This is a genomic window from Micromonospora sp. 15K316 (assembly GCF_004348525.1).
Lineage (GTDB): Bacteria > Actinomycetota > Actinomycetes > Mycobacteriales > Micromonosporaceae > Micromonospora.
The window spans coordinates 39,316-56,797 of record NZ_SMKG01000019.1 but is presented as its reverse complement, the minus strand read 5'-3'; the positions used below and the strand labels follow the sequence as shown (position 1 = coordinate 56,797).

The 17,482-nt window shown below is 74.8% G+C and carries 19 protein-coding genes; 6 read left to right on the top strand and 13 right to left on the bottom strand.

Going from position 1 to position 17,482, the window contains the following annotated elements:
* Positions 1 to 7 precede the first annotated feature (7 nt).
* Positions 8 to 472: a PPOX class F420-dependent oxidoreductase gene (locus E1211_RS07470; protein WP_132346784.1), complete on the bottom strand. Its 465-nt coding sequence runs from the start codon at positions 470 to 472 to the stop codon at positions 8 to 10.
* Positions 473 to 520: 48 nt separating this feature from the next.
* Positions 521 to 1,162: a DUF6642 family protein gene (locus E1211_RS07465; RefSeq protein WP_132346782.1), complete on the bottom strand. Its 642-nt coding sequence runs from the start codon at positions 1,160 to 1,162 to the stop codon at positions 521 to 523.
* Between the two features lie 308 nt (positions 1,163 to 1,470).
* Between E1211_RS07465 and E1211_RS07460 the strand changes: the two genes are divergently transcribed.
* Positions 1,471 to 2,247 (top strand): M15 family metallopeptidase, encoded by a 777-nt coding sequence (locus E1211_RS07460; RefSeq protein ID WP_132346780.1) that lies wholly within the window; start codon positions 1,471 to 1,473, stop codon positions 2,245 to 2,247.
* Positions 2,248 to 2,396: 149 nt separating this feature from the next.
* Here the strand turns inward: E1211_RS07460 and E1211_RS07455 are convergent, their stop codons facing one another.
* The 4 genes from E1211_RS07455 to E1211_RS07440 form a co-directional block, all read right to left on the bottom strand.
* Positions 2,397 to 2,777, bottom strand: a complete 381-nt coding sequence (locus E1211_RS07455) for a hypothetical protein (RefSeq protein WP_243709396.1) — start codon at positions 2,775 to 2,777, stop codon at positions 2,397 to 2,399.
* A gap of 87 nt (positions 2,778 to 2,864) precedes the next feature.
* Positions 2,865 to 3,173 carry a hypothetical protein gene (locus E1211_RS07450; RefSeq protein WP_132346778.1) on the bottom strand — a complete coding sequence of 103 codons (309 nt, stop codon included), beginning with the start codon at positions 3,171 to 3,173 and terminating at the stop codon, positions 2,865 to 2,867.
* Between the two features lie 88 nt (positions 3,174 to 3,261).
* Positions 3,262 to 3,984 (bottom strand): response regulator transcription factor, encoded by a 723-nt coding sequence (locus tag E1211_RS07445; protein ID WP_132346798.1) that lies wholly within the window; start codon positions 3,982 to 3,984, stop codon positions 3,262 to 3,264.
* Positions 3,985 to 4,004: 20 nt separating this feature from the next.
* Positions 4,005 to 5,255: a sensor histidine kinase gene (locus tag E1211_RS07440; RefSeq protein ID WP_132346776.1), complete on the bottom strand. Its 1,251-nt coding sequence runs from the start codon at positions 5,253 to 5,255 to the stop codon at positions 4,005 to 4,007.
* A 132-nt stretch (positions 5,256 to 5,387) separates the two neighbouring features.
* Here E1211_RS07440 and E1211_RS07435 point away from each other — a divergent pair, with 132 nt between their 5' ends.
* Genes E1211_RS07435 through E1211_RS07425 form a run of 3 tightly spaced genes read left to right on the top strand, consistent with a single transcriptional unit; the run spans position 5,388 to position 7,812 of the window.
* Positions 5,388 to 6,278: an ABC transporter ATP-binding protein gene (locus tag E1211_RS07435; RefSeq protein WP_132346774.1), complete on the top strand. Its 891-nt coding sequence runs from the start codon at positions 5,388 to 5,390 to the stop codon at positions 6,276 to 6,278.
* Positions 6,275 to 7,069 (top strand): ABC transporter permease, encoded by a 795-nt coding sequence (locus E1211_RS07430; protein ID WP_132346772.1) that lies wholly within the window; start codon positions 6,275 to 6,277, stop codon positions 7,067 to 7,069. Before E1211_RS07435 ends, E1211_RS07430 begins: the two co-directional genes overlap by 4 nt.
* Positions 7,070 to 7,071: 2 nt before the next feature.
* Positions 7,072 to 7,812 carry a hypothetical protein gene (locus E1211_RS07425; RefSeq protein ID WP_243709395.1) on the top strand — a complete coding sequence of 247 codons (741 nt, stop codon included), beginning with the start codon at positions 7,072 to 7,074 and terminating at the stop codon, positions 7,810 to 7,812.
* 77 nt (positions 7,813 to 7,889) lie between these two features.
* Here E1211_RS07425 and E1211_RS07420 read toward each other — a convergent pair whose 3' ends face one another.
* Together E1211_RS07420 and E1211_RS07415 are read right to left on the bottom strand one after the other, a co-directional pair.
* Entirely contained in the window at positions 7,890 to 10,316 is a 2,427-nt protein-coding gene (locus E1211_RS07420) for an FtsX-like permease family protein (RefSeq protein ID WP_132346770.1), read from the bottom strand.
* A complete protein-coding gene (locus E1211_RS07415) occupies positions 10,310 to 11,053 on the bottom strand; it encodes an ABC transporter ATP-binding protein (RefSeq protein ID WP_132346768.1) in 744 nt (247 codons plus the stop codon). The genes E1211_RS07420 and E1211_RS07415 overlap by 7 nt, the downstream gene beginning before the upstream one ends.
* A 168-nt stretch (positions 11,054 to 11,221) precedes the next feature.
* On the opposite strand from E1211_RS07415, the gene E1211_RS07410 reads away from it, so the two are divergent.
* Both E1211_RS07410 and E1211_RS07405 read left to right on the top strand, forming a co-directional pair.
* Positions 11,222 to 12,382 carry a sensor histidine kinase gene (locus E1211_RS07410; RefSeq protein ID WP_243709394.1) on the top strand — a complete coding sequence of 387 codons (1,161 nt, stop codon included), beginning with the start codon at positions 11,222 to 11,224 and terminating at the stop codon, positions 12,380 to 12,382.
* The gene (locus E1211_RS07405) at positions 12,379 to 13,086 is read left to right on the top strand and encodes a response regulator transcription factor (RefSeq protein WP_132346764.1); all 708 of its coding nucleotides are present in this window, start codon (positions 12,379 to 12,381) and stop codon (positions 13,084 to 13,086) included. Before E1211_RS07410 ends, E1211_RS07405 begins: the two co-directional genes overlap by 4 nt.
* A gap of 157 nt (positions 13,087 to 13,243) precedes the next feature.
* On the opposite strand, the gene E1211_RS07400 is transcribed toward E1211_RS07405, so the two are convergent.
* From E1211_RS07400 to E1211_RS33290, 5 genes are all read right to left on the bottom strand, one after another.
* Positions 13,244 to 14,713 (bottom strand): serine hydrolase, encoded by a 1,470-nt coding sequence (locus tag E1211_RS07400; protein WP_132346762.1) that lies wholly within the window; start codon positions 14,711 to 14,713, stop codon positions 13,244 to 13,246.
* A gap of 66 nt (positions 14,714 to 14,779) precedes the next feature.
* The gene (locus E1211_RS07395) at positions 14,780 to 15,286 is read right to left on the bottom strand and encodes a helix-turn-helix transcriptional regulator (RefSeq protein ID WP_132346760.1); all 507 of its coding nucleotides are present in this window, start codon (positions 15,284 to 15,286) and stop codon (positions 14,780 to 14,782) included.
* A gap of 115 nt (positions 15,287 to 15,401) precedes the next feature.
* A complete protein-coding gene (locus E1211_RS07390) occupies positions 15,402 to 16,373 on the bottom strand; it encodes an MBL fold metallo-hydrolase (RefSeq protein WP_132346758.1) in 972 nt (323 codons plus the stop codon).
* 155 nt (positions 16,374 to 16,528) lie between these two features.
* Positions 16,529 to 17,293, bottom strand: a complete 765-nt coding sequence (locus E1211_RS07385; protein WP_243709393.1) for a serine hydrolase — start codon at positions 17,291 to 17,293, stop codon at positions 16,529 to 16,531.
* Positions 17,290 to 17,433 (bottom strand): hypothetical protein, encoded by a 144-nt coding sequence (locus tag E1211_RS33290; protein ID WP_243709392.1) that lies wholly within the window; start codon positions 17,431 to 17,433, stop codon positions 17,290 to 17,292. Before E1211_RS33290 ends, E1211_RS07385 begins: the two co-directional genes overlap by 4 nt.
* Positions 17,434 to 17,482 lie beyond the last annotated feature (49 nt).

Genomic DNA, 17,482 nt, shown 5'->3' with positions numbered 1-17,482 from the left:
GGCCGTCTCAGTCGGCGAGGCGGGCGGGGAAGCCACCCGTGGCGATCGGGCTCCAGCGCTCGATGGTCACCCGGATGAGGGACTTGCCCTGCTGCACCATGGCCGCGCGGTACTCGTCCCAGTCGGGGTGCTCCCCCGAGATGCAGCGGAAGTACTCCACCAGCGGTTCGAGCGCGTCGGGCAGGTCCAGCACCTCGGCCGTGCCGTCGAGCTGCACCCAGGGCCCGTTCCAGTCGTCGGAGAGCACGCAGGCGGAGACCCGCGGGTCGCGGCGCACGTTGGCCGCCTTGACCCGCTCGGGATAGGTGGAGATCACCAGCCGGCCGGCGGTGTCGACGCCCGCGGTGACCGGTGAGGACTGGGGTCGCCCGTCGGACCGGGTCGTCATGAGCACCACGCGGTGCCGGGGGCGGAGGAACTCGATCAGGCCGTCGCGGTCGACCTTGGTGTTCGTCGCGATGCTGCGTGCCACGAGTCGTTTCTACCAGGCCCGCCACCGCGCCCCGTCCGGGTGCCCCGGTCAGTGCGGGCGGGCGGCGGTGCGCTCCGCGCCCTGCTGCGCGGGAACGCGGGGCCGTACCGGGGGGCGCCAGGCGCGCCCGTTGGCGTAGATCACCCGGAATCCCAGGTACGAGGCGAGGGGCGCCCAGTGCGCGGATCCCATCCGCAGTTCCGCGGCGTTGTGCCGTTGACCGTTGGCCAGCACGTCGAGCAGTACCGTTTCGAAGGCCGCCGATTCGACCCAGTCGACGTCCCGGGTGAAACCGCAGATCAGGGCCGCCCCGGTGATCTCGAGGAATTCGCGTAGCGCGGCGTCGGAGGCCCGCAGCACCGAACAGCTGCCGAAGTAGAGCCGCCGCCCCTCGCACCGCCCGGCCATCAGTTCGGCGACGTCGGCGAGTTCGACGGAGCTCCAGTCGGTCAGCCGGAGCCGGCTCGGTTCCCCGTGCATCGCGAAGAACCCCACCCGGTGGTCGGCGTACTGCTTGAGCAGCCACCGGTCGAGGAAGTAGAAGAGCTCGTCGCGGGTCGCCGCGTCCTTGTGGATGAACCTGATCTTGCCCAGCCGCTCGAGCAGTTCGAGGGTGGGCAGGACGGATCCTCGTTCGTTGAGGTCCCGGTGCCACTGGCCCTCGACGCAGAAGACGCCTCCCCGCGCCACGTCCACCTCCCCCGCGCGTCGCCCCGGGGCCTGACGTTACCGCTCACTCGACCCCGGAGAACATCACCCTCGCTGGGTCATTCCGCGAGGTTCGGTGCCTTTCCGCGCTATCTCGGCGTTCCACGGCGGAAATGGTTGATTCGCGTATCCACCACATTTACAGCCACTGTCCAGCAACCGCAAATCATGAGGACAATTCTCGTTAATCGCCCCCAACCTGCCCGACAGATGCCAGGGTGGAAATCGCGGGACGCCCCGGTCAATGTCCCGAAGGCCACCCCATTCACGCTCCTATCGGGAGGACTTCTGTGCGCGTAAACACCCTGAAGCGGGCTGCCGTCGCTCTCGCGCTGGCTCTGCCAGGCGCCGCGATCGCCGCGGTGGTCGCCGCGCCAGCGGCCCATGCCGACGGCTGCTACACGTGGAACCGCAACCTCTACCAGGGGCGGTCCGGCTCCGACGTGCGCGAGTTGCAGATCCGGGTAGCCGGCTGGGCCGGCAACCGGGACATCGTCGAGACCGACGGCATCTTCGGACCCAAGACGCACGCCGCGGTCCGGCGGTTCCAGCAGGCGTACGGGCTGCGGGTGGACGGCGTCGCCGGCCCCGAGACGTACGCCAAGCTCTACGAACTCCAGGACAACGACTGCACACCCCGCCACTTCAGCTACAGCGAGCTGGACGACGGCTGCGGCCGGGGCGGGTGGAGCGGGGGCCCGCTCTCGGCGAACGAGACCCGGCAGAACGCGCTGCGCACGATGTGGAAGCTGGAGGCCATGCGGCGCAGCCTCGGGGACGAGCCGCTCTACGTGACCAGCGGCTTCCGCAGCCGGGCCTGCAACAACCAGGTCGGCGGCGCGTCGGACAGCCAGCACCTCTACGGCACCTCCGCCGACGTGGTGTCCCGCACCTCCTCGCTCTGCGAGGTCGCCCGCGACGCCCGCAGCAGAGGCTTCAGCGGAATCTTCGGGCCCGGCTACCCGGACCACGACGACCACGTGCACGTCGACTCGCGCCGCGAGAACAACGACGACGGCATTCGCAACAGCACCAGCTGGTCCGCGCCGGACTGCGGGATCGGCTGAGCCACGCCGGAGCGACGCCGGCCCGGTGCGGGGGATGGGGGGACCCCGCGCCGGGCCGGCGTCTCGCCACCCGGGGAGACCGTGCAGCCCGCCGGGGCAGGCGGGCCGCGTGGCTCGGCCCGCCCCGGGGGCGGGCCGGACGCCCCGGCTCAGCTGGCGCGGGGCCAGCGCGGCGCGGTGACGGGGGTGGGCAGCGCCGCACGGGGGGCGGTCCGGTCGTCGCGGGCCGGGCCGGTGGCGGTGAACGGGAAGGGCACCCGGACGAACGGGTTGCCGTGCCGGATCACCGCGTCGACCTGGCGGTCGTTGAGGCCGTGCGCGAGCAGCACCCGGCGCCCCCAGCGGTGCAGGCGGCACGGGTAGGCCGACCCGTCGTTGCGGCACTTCGGCCCGGCCGGCCACTCCTCCGCGGCGTGCACCACCACCGCCCGTACCGCGAGCCGGATGTCCTCCGGGGTCAGCGGCGCCGGCACCGGCACCTCGCCCAGCACCAGGTCGATGGGGTCCGTCGACTGCTCACCAACACGCACGGCAGGCCTCCCGCAGCTCGGCAGGGGCGCGGCGGAACACCACACCCGCATCCTCGGCCAGTGGTACGGCAGACGCCGAGCAGAAGTTCAATCCGAGTAGGCGACGAGCAACTCCTCCGGCGGCAGCGCCCGGACACCCTCGGTGGCCACGCCCCCGCGCGACACCGCGACCAGGGCGAGGTCTTCGTCCGCGCCCGGCAGCCGGGACCGGTGCTGCAGCAGTCGGCCCAGGTCGTGCGCGTCGAAGGGGTGCCGCTCCAACCACTTGACCGAGCCCACGGAGGTGATCTGCTCGGCGACCGGCCCCCGATCGGCTCCGACGAGATCGATCTCCGGGTCGTTGGTCCGGGTCCAGTAGCCACCGACCTCCCGCCCACGTCCCACGAGACCGTCCACGCCACCACCGCCGGAACCCTCAAACTTGGAACACGGATGAGTGTCAACCTCAGCCGTGAGGTTCCGGATGATGTGCGGCAGCCGGTGGTCAGACCAGGTCGGCGTCGTGCACGAGCAGGGCCACCTGCACCCGGTTGTTCAGATCGAGGCGGGTCAGCAGCCGCGAGACGTACGCCTTCACGGTCGCCACGCTCATGTGGAGCTCCGCGGCTATCTCCGCGTTGGTCCGCCCCCGGCCGAGCGCGACGGCCACCTCCCGCTCCCGCTCGCTGAGCGCGGCGAGCAGCCGCAGCGCGCGCTCGCGACGCGGATCGGCCCCGACCGGCGCGGGCGCGGCGCCGGTGACGTGTGCGATCAACGCGCGGGTGATCGCCGGGGACAGGGTCGCCTCCCCCGCCGCCACCCGGCGCACCGCCTGCACGATCTCCCCGGGCGGGGTGTCCTTCAGCAGGAAACCGGCCGCGCCGGCGCGCAGCGCCCGGAGCACCTGCTCGTCGGCGTGGAAGGTGGTGAGCACCAGCACCTCCGGCGGGTCCGGCAGCGCGCGCAGGGCCTCGGTCGCGGCCAGCCCGTCCAGCCGGGGCATCCGGATGTCCATGAGCACCACGTCGGGCCGGCCCGCGGCGACCGCGGCCGGCACCTCGCCCCCGTCGGCGGCCTCCCCGACCACCCGTACGTCCGGCACGCCGCCGAGGATCATCGACAATCCGGCGCGGACCAGCGGATCGTCGTCGACGATCAGCACCCGGACCGGCTCGCGGCCCGACGCCTCCTCGGACCCGCCGGGCGCGGCCGGGCCCGAGGGGTCCATGGCGGCCCGGCCCGGACCGGTCACGCCGGCCACGGCAGCCACGCCGCCAGCCGGAAGTCGCCGGTCTCGTCCCGCCCGTACTCGAGGCGGCCGCCGGCCAGGGTGACCCGCTCGGCGATGCCGACCAGCCCGGTGCCGGCGCCGGGAATCTCCACGCCGGTCGCCCCACCGACCGGCCACCGGTTGCGGATGTCGACGCTGAGCCCCGCGCCCGGCCCGCCGGCCACGCCGACGGTCACCACGGCGCCGGGAGCGTGCTTACGCGCATTGGTCAGCCCCTCCTGCGCGATCCGGTACGCGCTGCGTCCGACCGCCGCCGGAACGGCCTCGGTGTCGGCGACCCCATGAGTGGCGTTGACCCGCACCCCGGCCGCCCGGGACTCCTCGATCAGCGCCGGCAGGTCCGCCAGGGTGGGTTGCGGACGCTCCGGATCCTCCTCGACCCCGGTCTCCGCGCGCAGCACGCCGATCACCTCGCGCAGGTCCTGCAACGCGGCGTGCGCGCTGCCGCGGATCACGGCGGCGGCCTTCGCCACCTCGTCCGGCGGCGCGTCCGGACGGAACTCCAGCGCACCGGCGTGCAGGCTGAGCAGCGAGATCCGGTGCGCGAGCACGTCGTGCATCTCCCGGGCGATGCGGGTGCGCTCCAGCTGGCGGGCCTGCGCCACCCGCAACTGCTGCTCCGCCTCGGCCCGTTCGGCGCGCTCCCGCAGCGACACGACCAGCTGCCGGCGGGCCCGCACGAACATCCCCCAGGCCAGCACCATCCCGCTGAGCAGGATGCCCCACGCCATCGACGCCCAGTACGGCGTGCCCGGCTCGGGCCGCAGGTAGGCGAGGAGGAAGTTGGTGCCGATGCCCGCGCCCGTCATCGCCAACGCGATCGCCGTACGCCGGTGCACGATCACGGTGAAGAAGATGATCAGCAGCGGGATCGCCCCGGCCATCGAGAACGCGGTGAACGGCAGGGTGGCGACGGCCAGCCCGACCGGCCAGCGCCGGCGGAACCAGAGCAGCACGCAGCAGACCAGACCGACCAGCGCGTCCGCCGCGATCATCCAGTCGTGCGGCGGTGGGGCGGTCATCTCGGGGTTCGGCGCGGCGGCGTCGAGGGTGACGACCAGGACCCAGAAGAGGGAGATCAGGAAGCAGAGGCCGTCGACGATCCAGTCCCGGGTGGTGCGCCGGGGGCGGGAACGGCCCCGCTCGGTCGGCACGGCGAGCGCCCCCGGCAGCAGCCAGGGGTGGTCCGGCACGACGGCGCTGGTCACGTGTCAATGCTAGGCAGCCCGGACGCAGGCCAGCCAGCTACCAAAGTCGAGACCCTCGCGTAGACCAAGGTCGCGGCGAACGGCGACCGCCGGCCGCTGCGGGCAGCCGGGTGGCTCGCGCAGGCTCGACGCATGATCAGCGTGGAGAACCTGAGCAAGCGGTACGGCCGGCACCAGGCCGTCGACGACGTGTCGTTCCGCTGTGAACCGGGCACGGTGACCGGATTCCTCGGACCGAACGGGGCGGGCAAGTCCACCACCCTGCGGATGATCTGTGGCCTGACCCCGCCGACCACCGGCCGGGCCACCGCGGCCGGACGCCCCTACCGGGACCTGGAGAACCCGGGACGGGAGATCGGGGTACTGCTGGACGCCTCGGCCCAGCACGCCGGGCGGACCGGCCGGGAGGCGCTGGGTGTCGCCGCGCACACCATGGGCCTGGGCCGGCGGGAGGTCGCCGCCAGGCTGGAGCTGGTCGGACTCGACTCGGCGGCGGCGAAGCGGCGGGTCCGGGCGTACTCGCTGGGCATGCGGCAGCGCCTCGGCCTGGCGCTGGCGCTGCTGGGTGACCCACGGGTGCTGATCCTCGACGAGCCGGCCAACGGGCTCGACCCGGAGGGCATCTTCTGGATGCGCGGCCTGCTGCGCGACTTCGCGGACCGGGGCGGCACCGTGCTGCTCTCCTCCCACCTGCTGCGCGAGGTGGAGGCGGTCGCGGACCGGCTGGTGGTGATCGGGGGCGGCCGGGTCGTGGCCCAGGGAGACAAGACCGAGCTGCTCGCCGGCAACGGCACGCTGGTGCGGGCCCGCGACGCCGAGGCGCTGCGCCACGCCCTGGAGACCGCCGGGCTCGCCGCGCGGGACACGGCCGACGGGCTGCTGGTGCCCGCCGAGACCGGGACCGTCGGGCAGGCGGCCGCGGACGCCGGGGTCGCGCTGACCGAGCTGCGCCCGGCCGGCGGTGGGCTGGAACAGCTCTTCCTCACCCTCACCGCCGAATCGACCAAGGAGGCCGGGAAGTGACCACCACCACCGCACCCCACGCGAGCCACGTCGCGCCCGCGCCGCGTGCCGGCGTACGGCGGCCGTCGCTGCTGCGGCTCACCGCGGTGGAGCTGCGCAAGCTCGCCGACACCCGGGCCGGGCTCTGGCTGCTGATCATCATCGGGCTGACCACCGCCGTCATCGTCACCCTCCAGCTCGGCTACGCCGAGGACGCGGAACAGACGTTCGTGAACTTCTTCGTGCCGTCACTGTTGCCGGTGGGGGTGCTCCTGCCCGTGCTCGGCATCCTCTCGATCACGGCCGAGTGGTCCCAACGGACCGCGCTCGTCACGTACGCCCTGGTGCCCCGCCGGGAGCGGGTGGTCGGCGCGAAGCTCGCCGCGGTGGTGGTGGCCACCCTGGCGTCGGTGGTGATCAGCCTGGCGGTGGCCGCGGCCGGCACGCTGGTCGCCGGGGTGACCGGCGGGGCCGGCCGGTGGGAGCTCGGCGGGGCCCTGCTGCTCCACTCGCTGGTGTTCCAGCTCGTCAACGTGCTGATGGGCGTCGGCTTCGGGCTGCTGCTGCTCAACACCCCGCTCGCCATCGTCACGTACCTGCTGCTGCCCACCGTGTGGTCGATAGTCGGTGGGCTGGTGCCGGCGCTGCAACGGGCGGCCGGGTGGCTGGACACCGGCCGCACCATGGAGCCGCTGCTGAGCGACTCCATGACCGGCGAGCAGTGGGGTCGGCTCGGCGTCTCCCTGCTGCTCTGGGTGGTCGTACCGCTGGCTCTCGGCCTGGTCCGGACGCTGCGCCGCGAGGTGGCCTGACCATGTCCGGCGACTCCCGCACCAGGGTCGGCGGCGGGGCGGCCGAGCTGGTGCTGATGTGGGGCGGCTTCCCGCCGCTCGGCGCCGGGGCCGGCTGGCTGCTCGCCGCCGGGGCGGGGTGGATCGCCGGCCTGCCCTGGGTGCCGTGGAAGGGTCTGTTCGAGGCGGTGTCGCGGCTGCCGCAGCCGCAGGTCGGCCTCGGCGCGGCGGCGGTCGGGGTGGTGGTCGGCGTGCTGCTCGCCGGGGCCGGCACCGCCGAACGGCTCACCGTGACCGTCGACCGGGAGCGGGTCGCCCTGCGCCGGGACGGCAAGCAGCAGGAGATACCCCGGCAGCAGGTCCGCGTCGTCCTCGTCGACGGCGGCGACCTGGTGCTGCTCGACGGCGACGGTGGGGAACTGCTGCGGGAGCGTTCGGAGCTGAACCGGGACCGGCTGCGGGCGGCGTTCCGCGCGCACGGCTGGCCGTGGGCGGAGGAGGACCCGCACCGGGGCGCGTACCGGCTCTGGGTGCCCGATCTGCCGGGGCTGCCGGCCGGCGCGGACGCGCTGCTGCGGGCCCGGGAGCGGGCGCTCGAACGGGATCGCCGCGACGACGCCCGGAAGCTGCGCCGGGAGCTGGGCCGGCTCGGGGTGGTGGTGCGCGACGAGGAGCGCCGGCAGTACTGGCGGTTGACCGGGCGGGCCGTCCTGCCCACCGCCGACCGACCCACGCCGACCGGGCCGGAGCCCGACCGCCGGTGAGACGCCCCCGCCCGGTCCCGGTGACTGCCGGGACCGGGCGGAACGGCGACGCTCAGTTGGGTGACGCCTCCGGTTCGTCACTCGACGTGCACAGTGGACCGCCGGCGGAGCAGCCGCCAGGCCGGCAACCCGCTCGACGCGAGCGCGAGCAGGAGGCAGAGGCCGACGACGCCACCCACCACCGACCAGGGGACGACGAGGTCGACGGGCGCGCCGACCTGCTCGGCCAGCCCGGCCCGGATGCTCAGCAGCCCGACCAGCGCGACCACCCCGCCGAGCGCCGCGCCGACCGCCACCACCAGCGCCGACTCCACGGCCACCAGCCGTACGACCTGCCGCCGGGTCGCCCCGGCCAGCCGGAGGAGCCGCAGATCGCGCGCCCGGCCGGCGGCCGCCATCAGCAACGTGTTGACCACGGCGATCCCGCCGTAGCCGGCCGTCACCCCGATCAGCAGCAGGGTGGCCAGCCAGACCAGCCGGTCCTCGGCCCGATCCACCTCGGCGGCCCAGGTGGCGACGTCGACGACCCGGGCCCCGGCCGGTGGGGCGATCGGAGAGCTGAGGTAGACCGCGTCGGTCAGGGCGGAGGGGTCGTGCCCCCGGACGGCGGCCCGGGGCAGGAGCAGGTCGCCGGGGAAGGAGTCGTCGCTCACCACCGCGACGACCCGCAACGGCACCCGCTCCCCGTCGGCGAAGACCACCGGGTAGGGCCGGTCGGGCAGGGTGGTCGTACCGGCCAGCGAGGCCTTGACCACCGTCGTGCCCTCGCCGTGCAGGTCGCTGAGGGAGCCCGCGACCACGGTGAGCATGCGGTTCGCCGCGCTGAACGTCGCCGGGTCGATGCCGAGCGCGGTCAGCGGACGGACCGGCTCCGCAGCGGTGTCACCGTCGACGAAGACGGTGGTCGGCAGCACCGCCGCGCCGGAGACCGCCTCGACCGCCTGGTCGGAGAGGCCGGGAGCCCGGTCCGGGAGGAGCACCCACTCCGCGTTCACCGCGTTGATCCGGTTCGTCGCGTACACCGGGGTGGACGTGCGGATCATGCCCGACACCAGCACCGCGAAGGCGACGGTGAGCAGCACGGGCGCGGCGGTCGCCCCGGACCGCCGGGCGGCGGTCCGGGCGCCGGCACGCAGCAGCAGCGAGATCGCCCCGCCCCGCCGCCGTACCGTCGGGGTGAGCAGGGCCGTCACCGGACCGACGAAGACCGGTGCCAGCACGGCGGCGCCGGTGACCAGCGCCATCACCATGGGCAGGGCGCGGTCCGCGCCCTGCTGCGGGTCGCCGGCCAGGGCGGTCGCGAACCCGAACGCCACGCCCGCCGCGACGAGGAGCCCTCCGACCGTCGCGCGCAGCGGCCCGAGCGGCCGCTGCTCGACCGCCGCCTCGCGCAGGGCCTCCAACGGTCGTACCCGCGCCGCCCGCCGGGCCGCCGTCCAGACGGCCAGCAACGCCACCACCGGCCCGGTCGCCAGCGCGACGGCGATCGGCCAGAGGGTGTACCGGACCCGGAACGTCGACGGCTCGAACCCGACGTCGACCAGCAGCCGGCCCAGGAGCGGGGCGAGCGCGGCACCGGCCAGCAGGCCGGCGAGCGCGGCACCGGCGCCCACCAGGAGCGCGTGCCGGTAGAGCAGGCGGCGGAGCTGCCGAGGGGTGGCGCCGACGGCGCGCAGCAGAGCCAGCTCCCGGCGGCGCTGCGCGACCGTGTACGCGAAGGTCGCGGCGACCACGAAGACCGTGACGAAGCCGGCCAGGGCGGCGGTGGCGGTGAGCACCTGCATGCCGATCCAGCGGGTACGGGCGTCCCCGCGCGGTTCCAGCACTCCCCGCCCGTCGCCGGTGACGACCCGGCCGTCGCCGCCGAGCACCTCACGGGCGGCGGCAGCGACCCGCTCGGGATCGGCGTCCGGGGAGAGCATCAGGCCGATGGCCCGGACGCCGGGCGCGAGAGCGGTGGCGACCTCGTCGGCGACGTGCACTCCGGGCGCGTCGAGCAGACCGGTGACCGTGTAGGGCTGGCCGCCGGCGGCGGTCAGCAGGGTCACCGGAGCACCGGGGCGTAGCCCGAGCGCGGTGTCGACGACCACCTCGCCGGGTCGGCGGGGAGGGGCACCGGCCGCCAACGTCAGCCCGCCGAGTCGGGCGCTGGACCATCCGTGCCCCTCGTGGGCGTCCTGCCGCTGGCCGTGGAGCTGTGGCGGACGACCGTCCACGAGGGGCTGGGCGTAGAAGGTGCGGTCCGGCACGGCGGCCGCGACGCCGGGCAGCGCGGCGAGCCGGGCGACCAGCTCGGCCGTCCTCGACGCGGACCACGGGCGGTCGGGTGGGAAGGGATCGGCGGGGCTACCCGCTTCGGGGCCGGCCACGACGACGGCCGCCCGCGCCAGCCGCTCCGGTGTCTGCGGCCGCCCCGAGGCGAGCAGCAGCATGGTCGCGGCGACCAGCGCCACCCCGATGGCGACGGCGACGAACGCACCGGTGGAACGCCTGACGCTCACCATGCCGGCTCCGCGGTCGTGGCCGCGATCCGGGCGGCGACGGACGAGGCGGTGAGGTCTCCGGTCAGCTCGTCGGCGAGACGGCCGTCGGCGAGCAGGAGAATCCGGTCGGCGTACGCGGCGGCGGCGGGGTCGTGGGTCACCATCACCACGGTCTGCCCGTGGTCGTCGACGAGTCCCCGCAGCAGGCGCAGCACCTGATGGGACGTGGCGCTGTCCAGCGCGCCGGTCGGCTCGTCGGCGAAGAGCACCGCCGGCCGGGTGATCAGCGCCCGGGCGACGGCCACCCGCTGCTGCTCGCCGCCGGAGAGCTCGGCCGGCCGGTGCCCGGCCCGGTCGGTGAGCCCGACGGCGGCGAGGGCGGCGGCGACGTCCCGGGTGGGCGGGCGCCGGCCGGCCAGCCGCAGCGGCAGTTCGACGTTCTGCGCCGCGGTCAACGACGAGATCAGGTTGAACGACTGGAAGACGAAGCCGATCCGGTCCCGGCGCAGCCGGGTCAGGTCGTCCTCGGAGAGCCGGTCGAGGGAGATCCCGTCGACGGTGACGCTCCCCTCCACCGGCCGGTCCAGCCCCGCCGCGCAGTGCAGCAGAGTGGACTTCCCGGAGCCCGAGGGGCCCATCACCGCCGTGAACGTGCCTTCGGCGAAGCTCGTCGTCACGCCGTCGAGCGCCGTCACCCGCCGGTTGCCCGAGCCGTACACCGCCCGGAGCCCGACCAGTGTGACTGTCTGTGTCGTCATGCGGCCACGGTGCCCGCTGGGGGCTGTCCGGCGCGTCGAGCCGGGGACCGCACTTGCGCATGGTGCCCGGGGCGTATCCGGGGGACGCCGAGCGGCCCGGCGTCATCCCGGGGGATGACGGGCCTCGGGTGGACGCGCCGGGCCGGGTCTCCGGTTACCGTTGCCCAGGTGAGCACCCACCTGCTTACCCGGCCGCCACGGCCGATCGATCTGTACCTGGTGGACGGTGTGCTGGCCGTCGTGCTCGGTGCGGCGCTCTGCGCGTACGCGGCGCTGGAGGCCCCGCTGCACGGCGGGGTACGCGAGCCGGTCTGGGTGTCGGTGCTCACCGGAGTGGTCATCGGGTTGCCGGTGGCAGTCCGGCGACGCTGGCCGGTCGCGGTGGCCGTCGCGGTGAGCGCGACGACCACCGTGGCGCTGGTGACCGGGGTCATCCCGAACTTCGCCGCCGCCGCTCCGGCGGTCGCGATCGGGCTGGCCTTCTACACGCTGGCCGTCGCCGAGCCCGTCCGCCGGTCGCTGGCGTACGCCGCGGTCTGCCTGGTCCTGGTGAGCGTCGGGCTGGCGACGACCGCCGGTGACCTGTGGACCCGCGGCGGCGCGGTCGGCTACGCCGCGGTGATGATCGCGCCGGCCTGGCTGGTCGGCTGGTCGATGCGGGAGCGACGCGCGCTCGCCGCCCGGCAGAGCGAGCAACTGGTACGGCAGGCGGCCACCGAGGAGCGGCTGCGGGTCGCCCGGGAGCTGCACGACGTGGTGGCCCACACGATGAGCTTGATCGTGGTGAAGGCGGCCGTCGCCAACCACGTCGCCGACGTCGACCCGGGTGAGGCGCGGGACGCCCTGCGGGTCATCGAGCGGACCGGCCGGGGCGCGCTGACCGACATCCGCCGGGTGCTCGGCGCGCTCCGCGAGGGCACCGAGCACGCTCCGGCGCCCGGCATCGGCGAGCTGCCGGAACTCGCCGACCGCGCGGCGATCGGTGGGGTGGAGGTACGGCTGGACGTGCGGCAGGACGTCGCGGACGGGGACGCGGTGCCGGAGTCGGTGGGCCTGGCGGCGTACCGGATCGTGCAGGAGGCGGTGACCAACGTGGTGAAGCACGCGGCCCCGGCGGCCTGCCACGCGACTGTCGTGGTGGGGCCCGGCGAGGTGCGGGTGGAGGTCGTCGACGACGGCCGGCGGCCGGTCCGGATGGGCGGGTACGGCCACGGGCTGACCGGCATGCGCGAGCGGGTGGCGCTGCACGGCGGGGAGTTCTCGGCCGGCCCGCGTCCGGGTGGCGGCTTCGCGGTCTCCGCCCGCCTGCCGTACCGGGCCGTCGCATGATCCGGGTGCTCATCGCCGACGACCAGGCCCTGCTGCGCGGCAGCTTCCGGGTGCTTATCGACCTGGCCGGCGACTGCACCACGGTGGCCGAGGCAGGGACCGGTGTCGAGGCCGTGGCGCTGGCGGCCCGGCACCGCCCGGACGTGGTGCTGATGGACGTCCGGATGCCCGAGATGGACGGCATCGAGGCGACCCGGCGTATCTGCGCCGACCCGGCGACGGCGGGCACCCGGGTGCTCATCCTGACCACGTTCGACCTGGACGAGTACGTGTACGGCGCGCTGCGCGCCGGGGCGAGCGGGTTCCTGCTCAAGGACACCCCGCCGGCCGACCTGCTGGCCGCGGTCCGGGTCGTGGCGGCGGGTGAGGCGTTGCTCGCGCCGACGGTCACCCGGCGCCTGATCGACGAGTTCGCCCGGCGGCCGGAGCCGGCCCGGCCGCTGCCGCGCCGCCTGGACGGGGTGACCGAGCGGGAGCGGGAGGTGCTCACCCTGATCGCTCGCGGGCTCTCCAACACGGAACTGGCCGCGCACCTGCACCTCAGCCTCGCGACGGTGAAGACGCACGTCGGGCGGCTGCTCACCAAGCTGGCGGTACGGGACCGGGCGCAGCTGGTCATCGTCGCCTACGAGACGGGACTGGTCGGTCCGGCCGCGCCCGGACCCGATCCCGGCGCCGGGCGGCCGACTCGCGCGGCCGGTTGACCCGACCCCTCGTGTCCGCCGGCGACGGGCCGGGCACGGCGGCGACCGGGGTCGCCTCGTCGACCGGCCGCCCGTTGAAGGCCCGACCTGCGGATCCGGCCGACCGGCGGGCCCGACCCACGGGTCCGGGCGACCGCGGGCCGGGCACCCGGTGGGGTCAGGCGGCGATGGCGACGAGCAGGGGCACGGCGACGAGCAGCGAGCCGGCGAGGGAGGCCGACCGCCGCCACGTCGGCGCTCCGGCGACGGTCGGTAACGCCCGCCACTGGCGCGCGGTCGTGACCAGCCCGGCGACCGACAGGCCGACGCCCAGCGGCCAGAGCCAGCCGGGCACCAGCGACCAGTTGCCGAGCCGGTGCCCGAGGCCGAGGTAGAGCAGGGCCCAGCCGGCGGCACCGGTGAGGCTGAGCCGGTCGGGCATCCGTCGTGCCGTGCGCAGCAGGCTCGCCCCGCCGAGGAGCGAGAAGCCGAGGGCGACGGCGGCGCCGACCCAACCGGCGAGCGGTACCTCCCGACCGTCCTCGGCCGGATCGGCGGGCACGCCGAGCAGGCGCAGTCCGAGCCGGTCGACGTCGTGCTCGGTGTTGCCGAGCACCACCACGCCCCGGCCGGTGGCCCGTTCGATCGCCGCGTACGACCGGAATCCGCCGGTGCCGCCGTTGTGCCAGGTGACCTCGCGGTCGCCGTACCGGCTGGTGAACCAGCCGTAGCCGATCCGGTCGCGGGCGTTCTCGGTGAAGCGGGCAGTGGCGGCGTCGGCCCCGGGGGCGGTGCCGGCGAGCAGCCCGACGAGCAGCCGGGACAGGTCCTCGGCGGTCGACCAGACCCCGATCCCGGCGGGGGCGTACCCGCTGCCCAGCCAGGGGTCGGCGGTCCGGCCGCCGAGCTTCGCGCCGGTGGCCCGATCCGGCGGCAGTCCGGCGGGGTCGGTGGCGACCACGGTATGCGTCATGCCGAGCGGGCGTAGCAGCTCACGGTCGAGCAGCTCGGGGTAGCCGGTGCCGGCCTGGGCGGCGAGCGCCTGCCCGAGCAGCGACACCCCGAAGTTCGAGTAGTGCACCTCGCCGCGCCCGTCGCCGGGGCGCTTGTCGCCGGCGGCGTCGATCAGGCGGTCGGTGTTCCACCGGGCGTACGGGTTGCCGGCCGTGATGTTGGTCCAGACCGTCGTGAGCAGGTCGGCCGGGGAGGTGGCGAGCCGGGGCAGGCCGGAGCGGTGGCTGGCCAGCTCGGCGAGGGTGACCTCGCGGGTCGCCCCGGTGACCTGCGGCAGCGCGGCGGACAGCGGGTCGTCCGGGCGTACCGCGCCGGCGCTGGCGCGGTGTGCGAGCAGCATCCCGGTCAGCGCCTTGCCGATCGATCCGATCTCGAACGGGGTGCCGGGTTCGACGGGCGGGCCGCCGGGGGCCCGGTCACCGAGCCCGGCGGTGCGCACCCGGTGGGGCTCGATCAGGGCGACGGCGAGGCCGCGGTAGCCCCGGCCGTCGCCGAGTGCGGCCCGGGTGGTGGCGGCCAGGTCGGCGTCTCCGGTGTGCCGCCCGCCGAGGGTGGGTGCGCCGGGCGCGACGGGGAACGCCGCCGCCGCGGCGGCGAGCCCGACGGCGAGCGTGAGTGCGGTCGGCTTGCGCATGGTGCTCCTTCCGTCGATCGGGCGGCGGGAGGGGCGCCGTCCGGGTCGGGTGGGGCGGTGGCTCGGTCAGCGGCGAGCGGCGGTGAGGATGGCGAGCAGCGGGACGACCCGTTCGGCCGGTACGGCGTACCGGCCGCGGCCGGCGTTGCGCAGCCAACCGGCGGCGGTGAGCTGGCGCAGGTGGTGGTGCAGTTGGCCGCTGGTGCCCAGCCCTTCGATCTCGGTCAGCTCGGCGGTGCCGCGCCGCCCGCCGAGGATCTCGCGCAGCAGGCGGAGCCGGACGGGATGGGCCAGGGCGCTCAGCGTGCCGGCCAGCTCCGTCCAGTCGGCGTCGAGGACGGCGTCGACGGTGCGGCCGTACTGCCAGTCGTAGTGCTCGTCGGCGAGGCGGACGGCGCCGGTGTAGAGCACGGCCCCGCCGCCGCCCTCGGGCAGGCGCTGCTTGAGCCCGTCGAGCGCCCAGAAGGTGTCACCGGGGACCTCCGGCGCCGGTTCTCCTCGCGCGGGCAACCGTTCGACGAGGTCGGCGACCTGCGCCTCCAACGCGGCCAGCCGCCGCTCCACATCCGCCATACGTCGATACTACGAACTTACGTAGTTGCGTGCAATCGGCGGGCGGCTGCGGAACCCGCCACCGGGCGATCCGGCGGGTGGTCGGGCACCCCCGTGACCACCCGCCGTCCCCCGATCAGAAGTGGTAGGCGGTGCCGTACTCGGGCACCAGCACCCGGCTACGCGGAGACGACTCCCGCACCGACGCGATCAGCCGGTCGAGTCGTGTGCGGTCGGCGGGCGCCACGGTGGGCGGGTTGCGCAGCTCGGTCTCGAAGTTGTCGAAGTGCACCGGCACGACGACCTTCGGGTGATCCAGCGCCGCCATCAGCCGGGCCACGTAGTCGACGGTCACCGTGGTGCTGTTCAACGCCACCATGGCCACGTCCGGCGCGATGCCGGTCAGGTTACGGGCCACGAAGTCGCTGGCGCCCATGAAGAACACGGTCGGCCCATCGGCGACCCGCAGGACGTAGTTCAGGGTGTCGCCCTCCGGCAGGTCGGCGATGGTGGCCGGCTTCGCCGGCGGGTTCACCCGCACTCCCGGGAACGCCACCGCGTAGGACCCGTTACGGCTGTGCAGCGAGGCGACGACCTCGACGGTGTAGTCCCCGAAGTCCATCACCTCGCCGCCCTTGACCGCGCTGAGCTGCCCGGACGGCACCCCGTACGCGAGCCCGAGGTGGTACGCGGTGAGCGTCCCGAAGACCCGGGCGCCGGTGCGGCCGGCGATGTACGGCACATCCATGAAGTGGTCCCAGTGGGTGTGCGTCACCAGCACCGTCTCGGCGCGGTCGACGTAGCTGTCGACCACCGCGGTGTCGACCTCCAGCGGAGTGGAGTCCTTGAAGGCACCGGCGAACAGCCCGGTGTCGATCCGGCTGAGGAACGGGTCGACCAGGACGGTCCGGCCGCCGATGTCGACCCGCCAGCCGGCGGTGCCCCACCAGCGGAAGCTGACCGGGCCGGGACGGCGCCGAGCCGCACCGGCGGGCGCCGCCGAGGCGGCCGGGGCGCCGAGCGAGGTCGAGGCGAGTCCACCGGCGGTGACCAGGGCGGTGGAGGCGGCAGCGTCACGAAGGAATCGGCGACGGTCGAGGTTGGGCATACGAGTGCGCTCCCTTGGAACTCGGCGATCGGTCGACCAGAGCCAACCAGCGCCGGTGGGCGCACGTCCAAGATCAGCGAGGCGTCCGGTCGATATGCCATCGGGTATCAAACCTGGTCACCGCCGACGCCCAGGGCGCATCCGCCGCCGGAAACTCACTCCGCGCGCAGCGCCTCGACGGCCGTACGGGCGGTCTCCCCCATCGCCAGGTCCACGTCGATCCGCCGGGTGGCGAGTTGGGGGGTGCGGGCGAAGACGGCGATCGCGTACCGGCCGCCGTCGGGGTACTCGGCGACGCCGGCCTCCAGGTGCAACCCGGGCAGGGTGCCGGTCTTGCCGGCCACCCGGACGCCGGGCGGGAAACCGGCCGCCAGCCGGGTCCAGAAGAGCTGACGGGCCATCCAGCCGCGCACCATGGCGCAGGCCGCGGCCGGGCCTGCCTCGTCCCGCCAGATCAGGCCGAGCAGCCGGGTGATGTCCCGCGCGGTGCTGGAGGTGGTCCGCTCCGGGTCGAAGACCCGCATGGCACGGACCCGTTCGGCGCTCAGCGTGGGGAAGATCCGCGCGAACTCGGCCTCGGTGCGCGCCCCGACGTCGGCGAGCATCACCTCGACGAGCTGCCGGGGCCCACCGACGATCCGGGTCCGGGCCAGTCCCAGCTCGGCGGCGAGCATCGGCAGCAGGTCCGGACCGACCCGGCGCAGCAGCAGATCGGCGGCGGTGTTGTCGCTCACCGACATGGCGAAGTAGGCGAGGTCACGCAGCGACACCTCGGCGTCGTCGTCGCAGCCGGCCAACCCCCAGCCGCCGAGCCGGTCCGCGGCGGTGACCAGGACCCGTTCGGTCGGGTCGAGCTGACCGTCGGTGACCTGCCGGGCGAACTCCAACACGAGCAGGATCTTGAAGATCGAGGCGATCACCACCTGCTCGTCCGCCCCGACGGCGACCTCCCGGCCACCGGCGTCCGCCCCTCGCCGGGGTGGTCGAGGTCCACCACGTGCAGGTTGCCCTCCACCCCCGCCCGGGCGAAGACGCCCTCGACACGCTCCACGACTGCCACTCCCGCACGGTATCCACCTCGGACGGCGGTCCGCGCTCGGGACGAGCAC

Bases quoted from the DNA above. Each gene is read 5' to 3' on its own strand.
- E1211_RS07415 (WP_132346768.1), bottom strand. From the start codon at position 11,053: ATGACGACACAGACAGTCACACTGGTCGGGCTCCGGGCGGTGTACGGC.
- E1211_RS07445 (WP_132346798.1), bottom strand. From the start codon at position 3,984: ATGGACCCCTCGGGCCCGGCCGCGCCCGGCGGGTCCGAGGAGGCGTCG.
- E1211_RS07405 (WP_132346764.1), top strand. From the start codon at position 12,379: ATGATCCGGGTGCTCATCGCCGACGACCAGGCCCTGCTGCGCGGCAGC.
- E1211_RS07395 (WP_132346760.1), bottom strand. From the start codon at position 15,286: ATGGCGGATGTGGAGCGGCGGCTGGCCGCGTTGGAGGCGCAGGTCGCC.
- E1211_RS07435 (WP_132346774.1), top strand. From the start codon at position 5,388: ATGATCAGCGTGGAGAACCTGAGCAAGCGGTACGGCCGGCACCAGGCC.
- E1211_RS07400 (WP_132346762.1), bottom strand. From the start codon at position 14,713: ATGCGCAAGCCGACCGCACTCACGCTCGCCGTCGGGCTCGCCGCCGCG.
- E1211_RS07390 (WP_132346758.1), bottom strand. From the start codon at position 16,373: ATGCCCAACCTCGACCGTCGCCGATTCCTTCGTGACGCTGCCGCCTCC.
- E1211_RS07425 (WP_243709395.1), top strand. From the start codon at position 7,072: ATGTCCGGCGACTCCCGCACCAGGGTCGGCGGCGGGGCGGCCGAGCTG.
- E1211_RS07420 (WP_132346770.1), bottom strand. From the start codon at position 10,316: ATGGTGAGCGTCAGGCGTTCCACCGGTGCGTTCGTCGCCGTCGCCATC.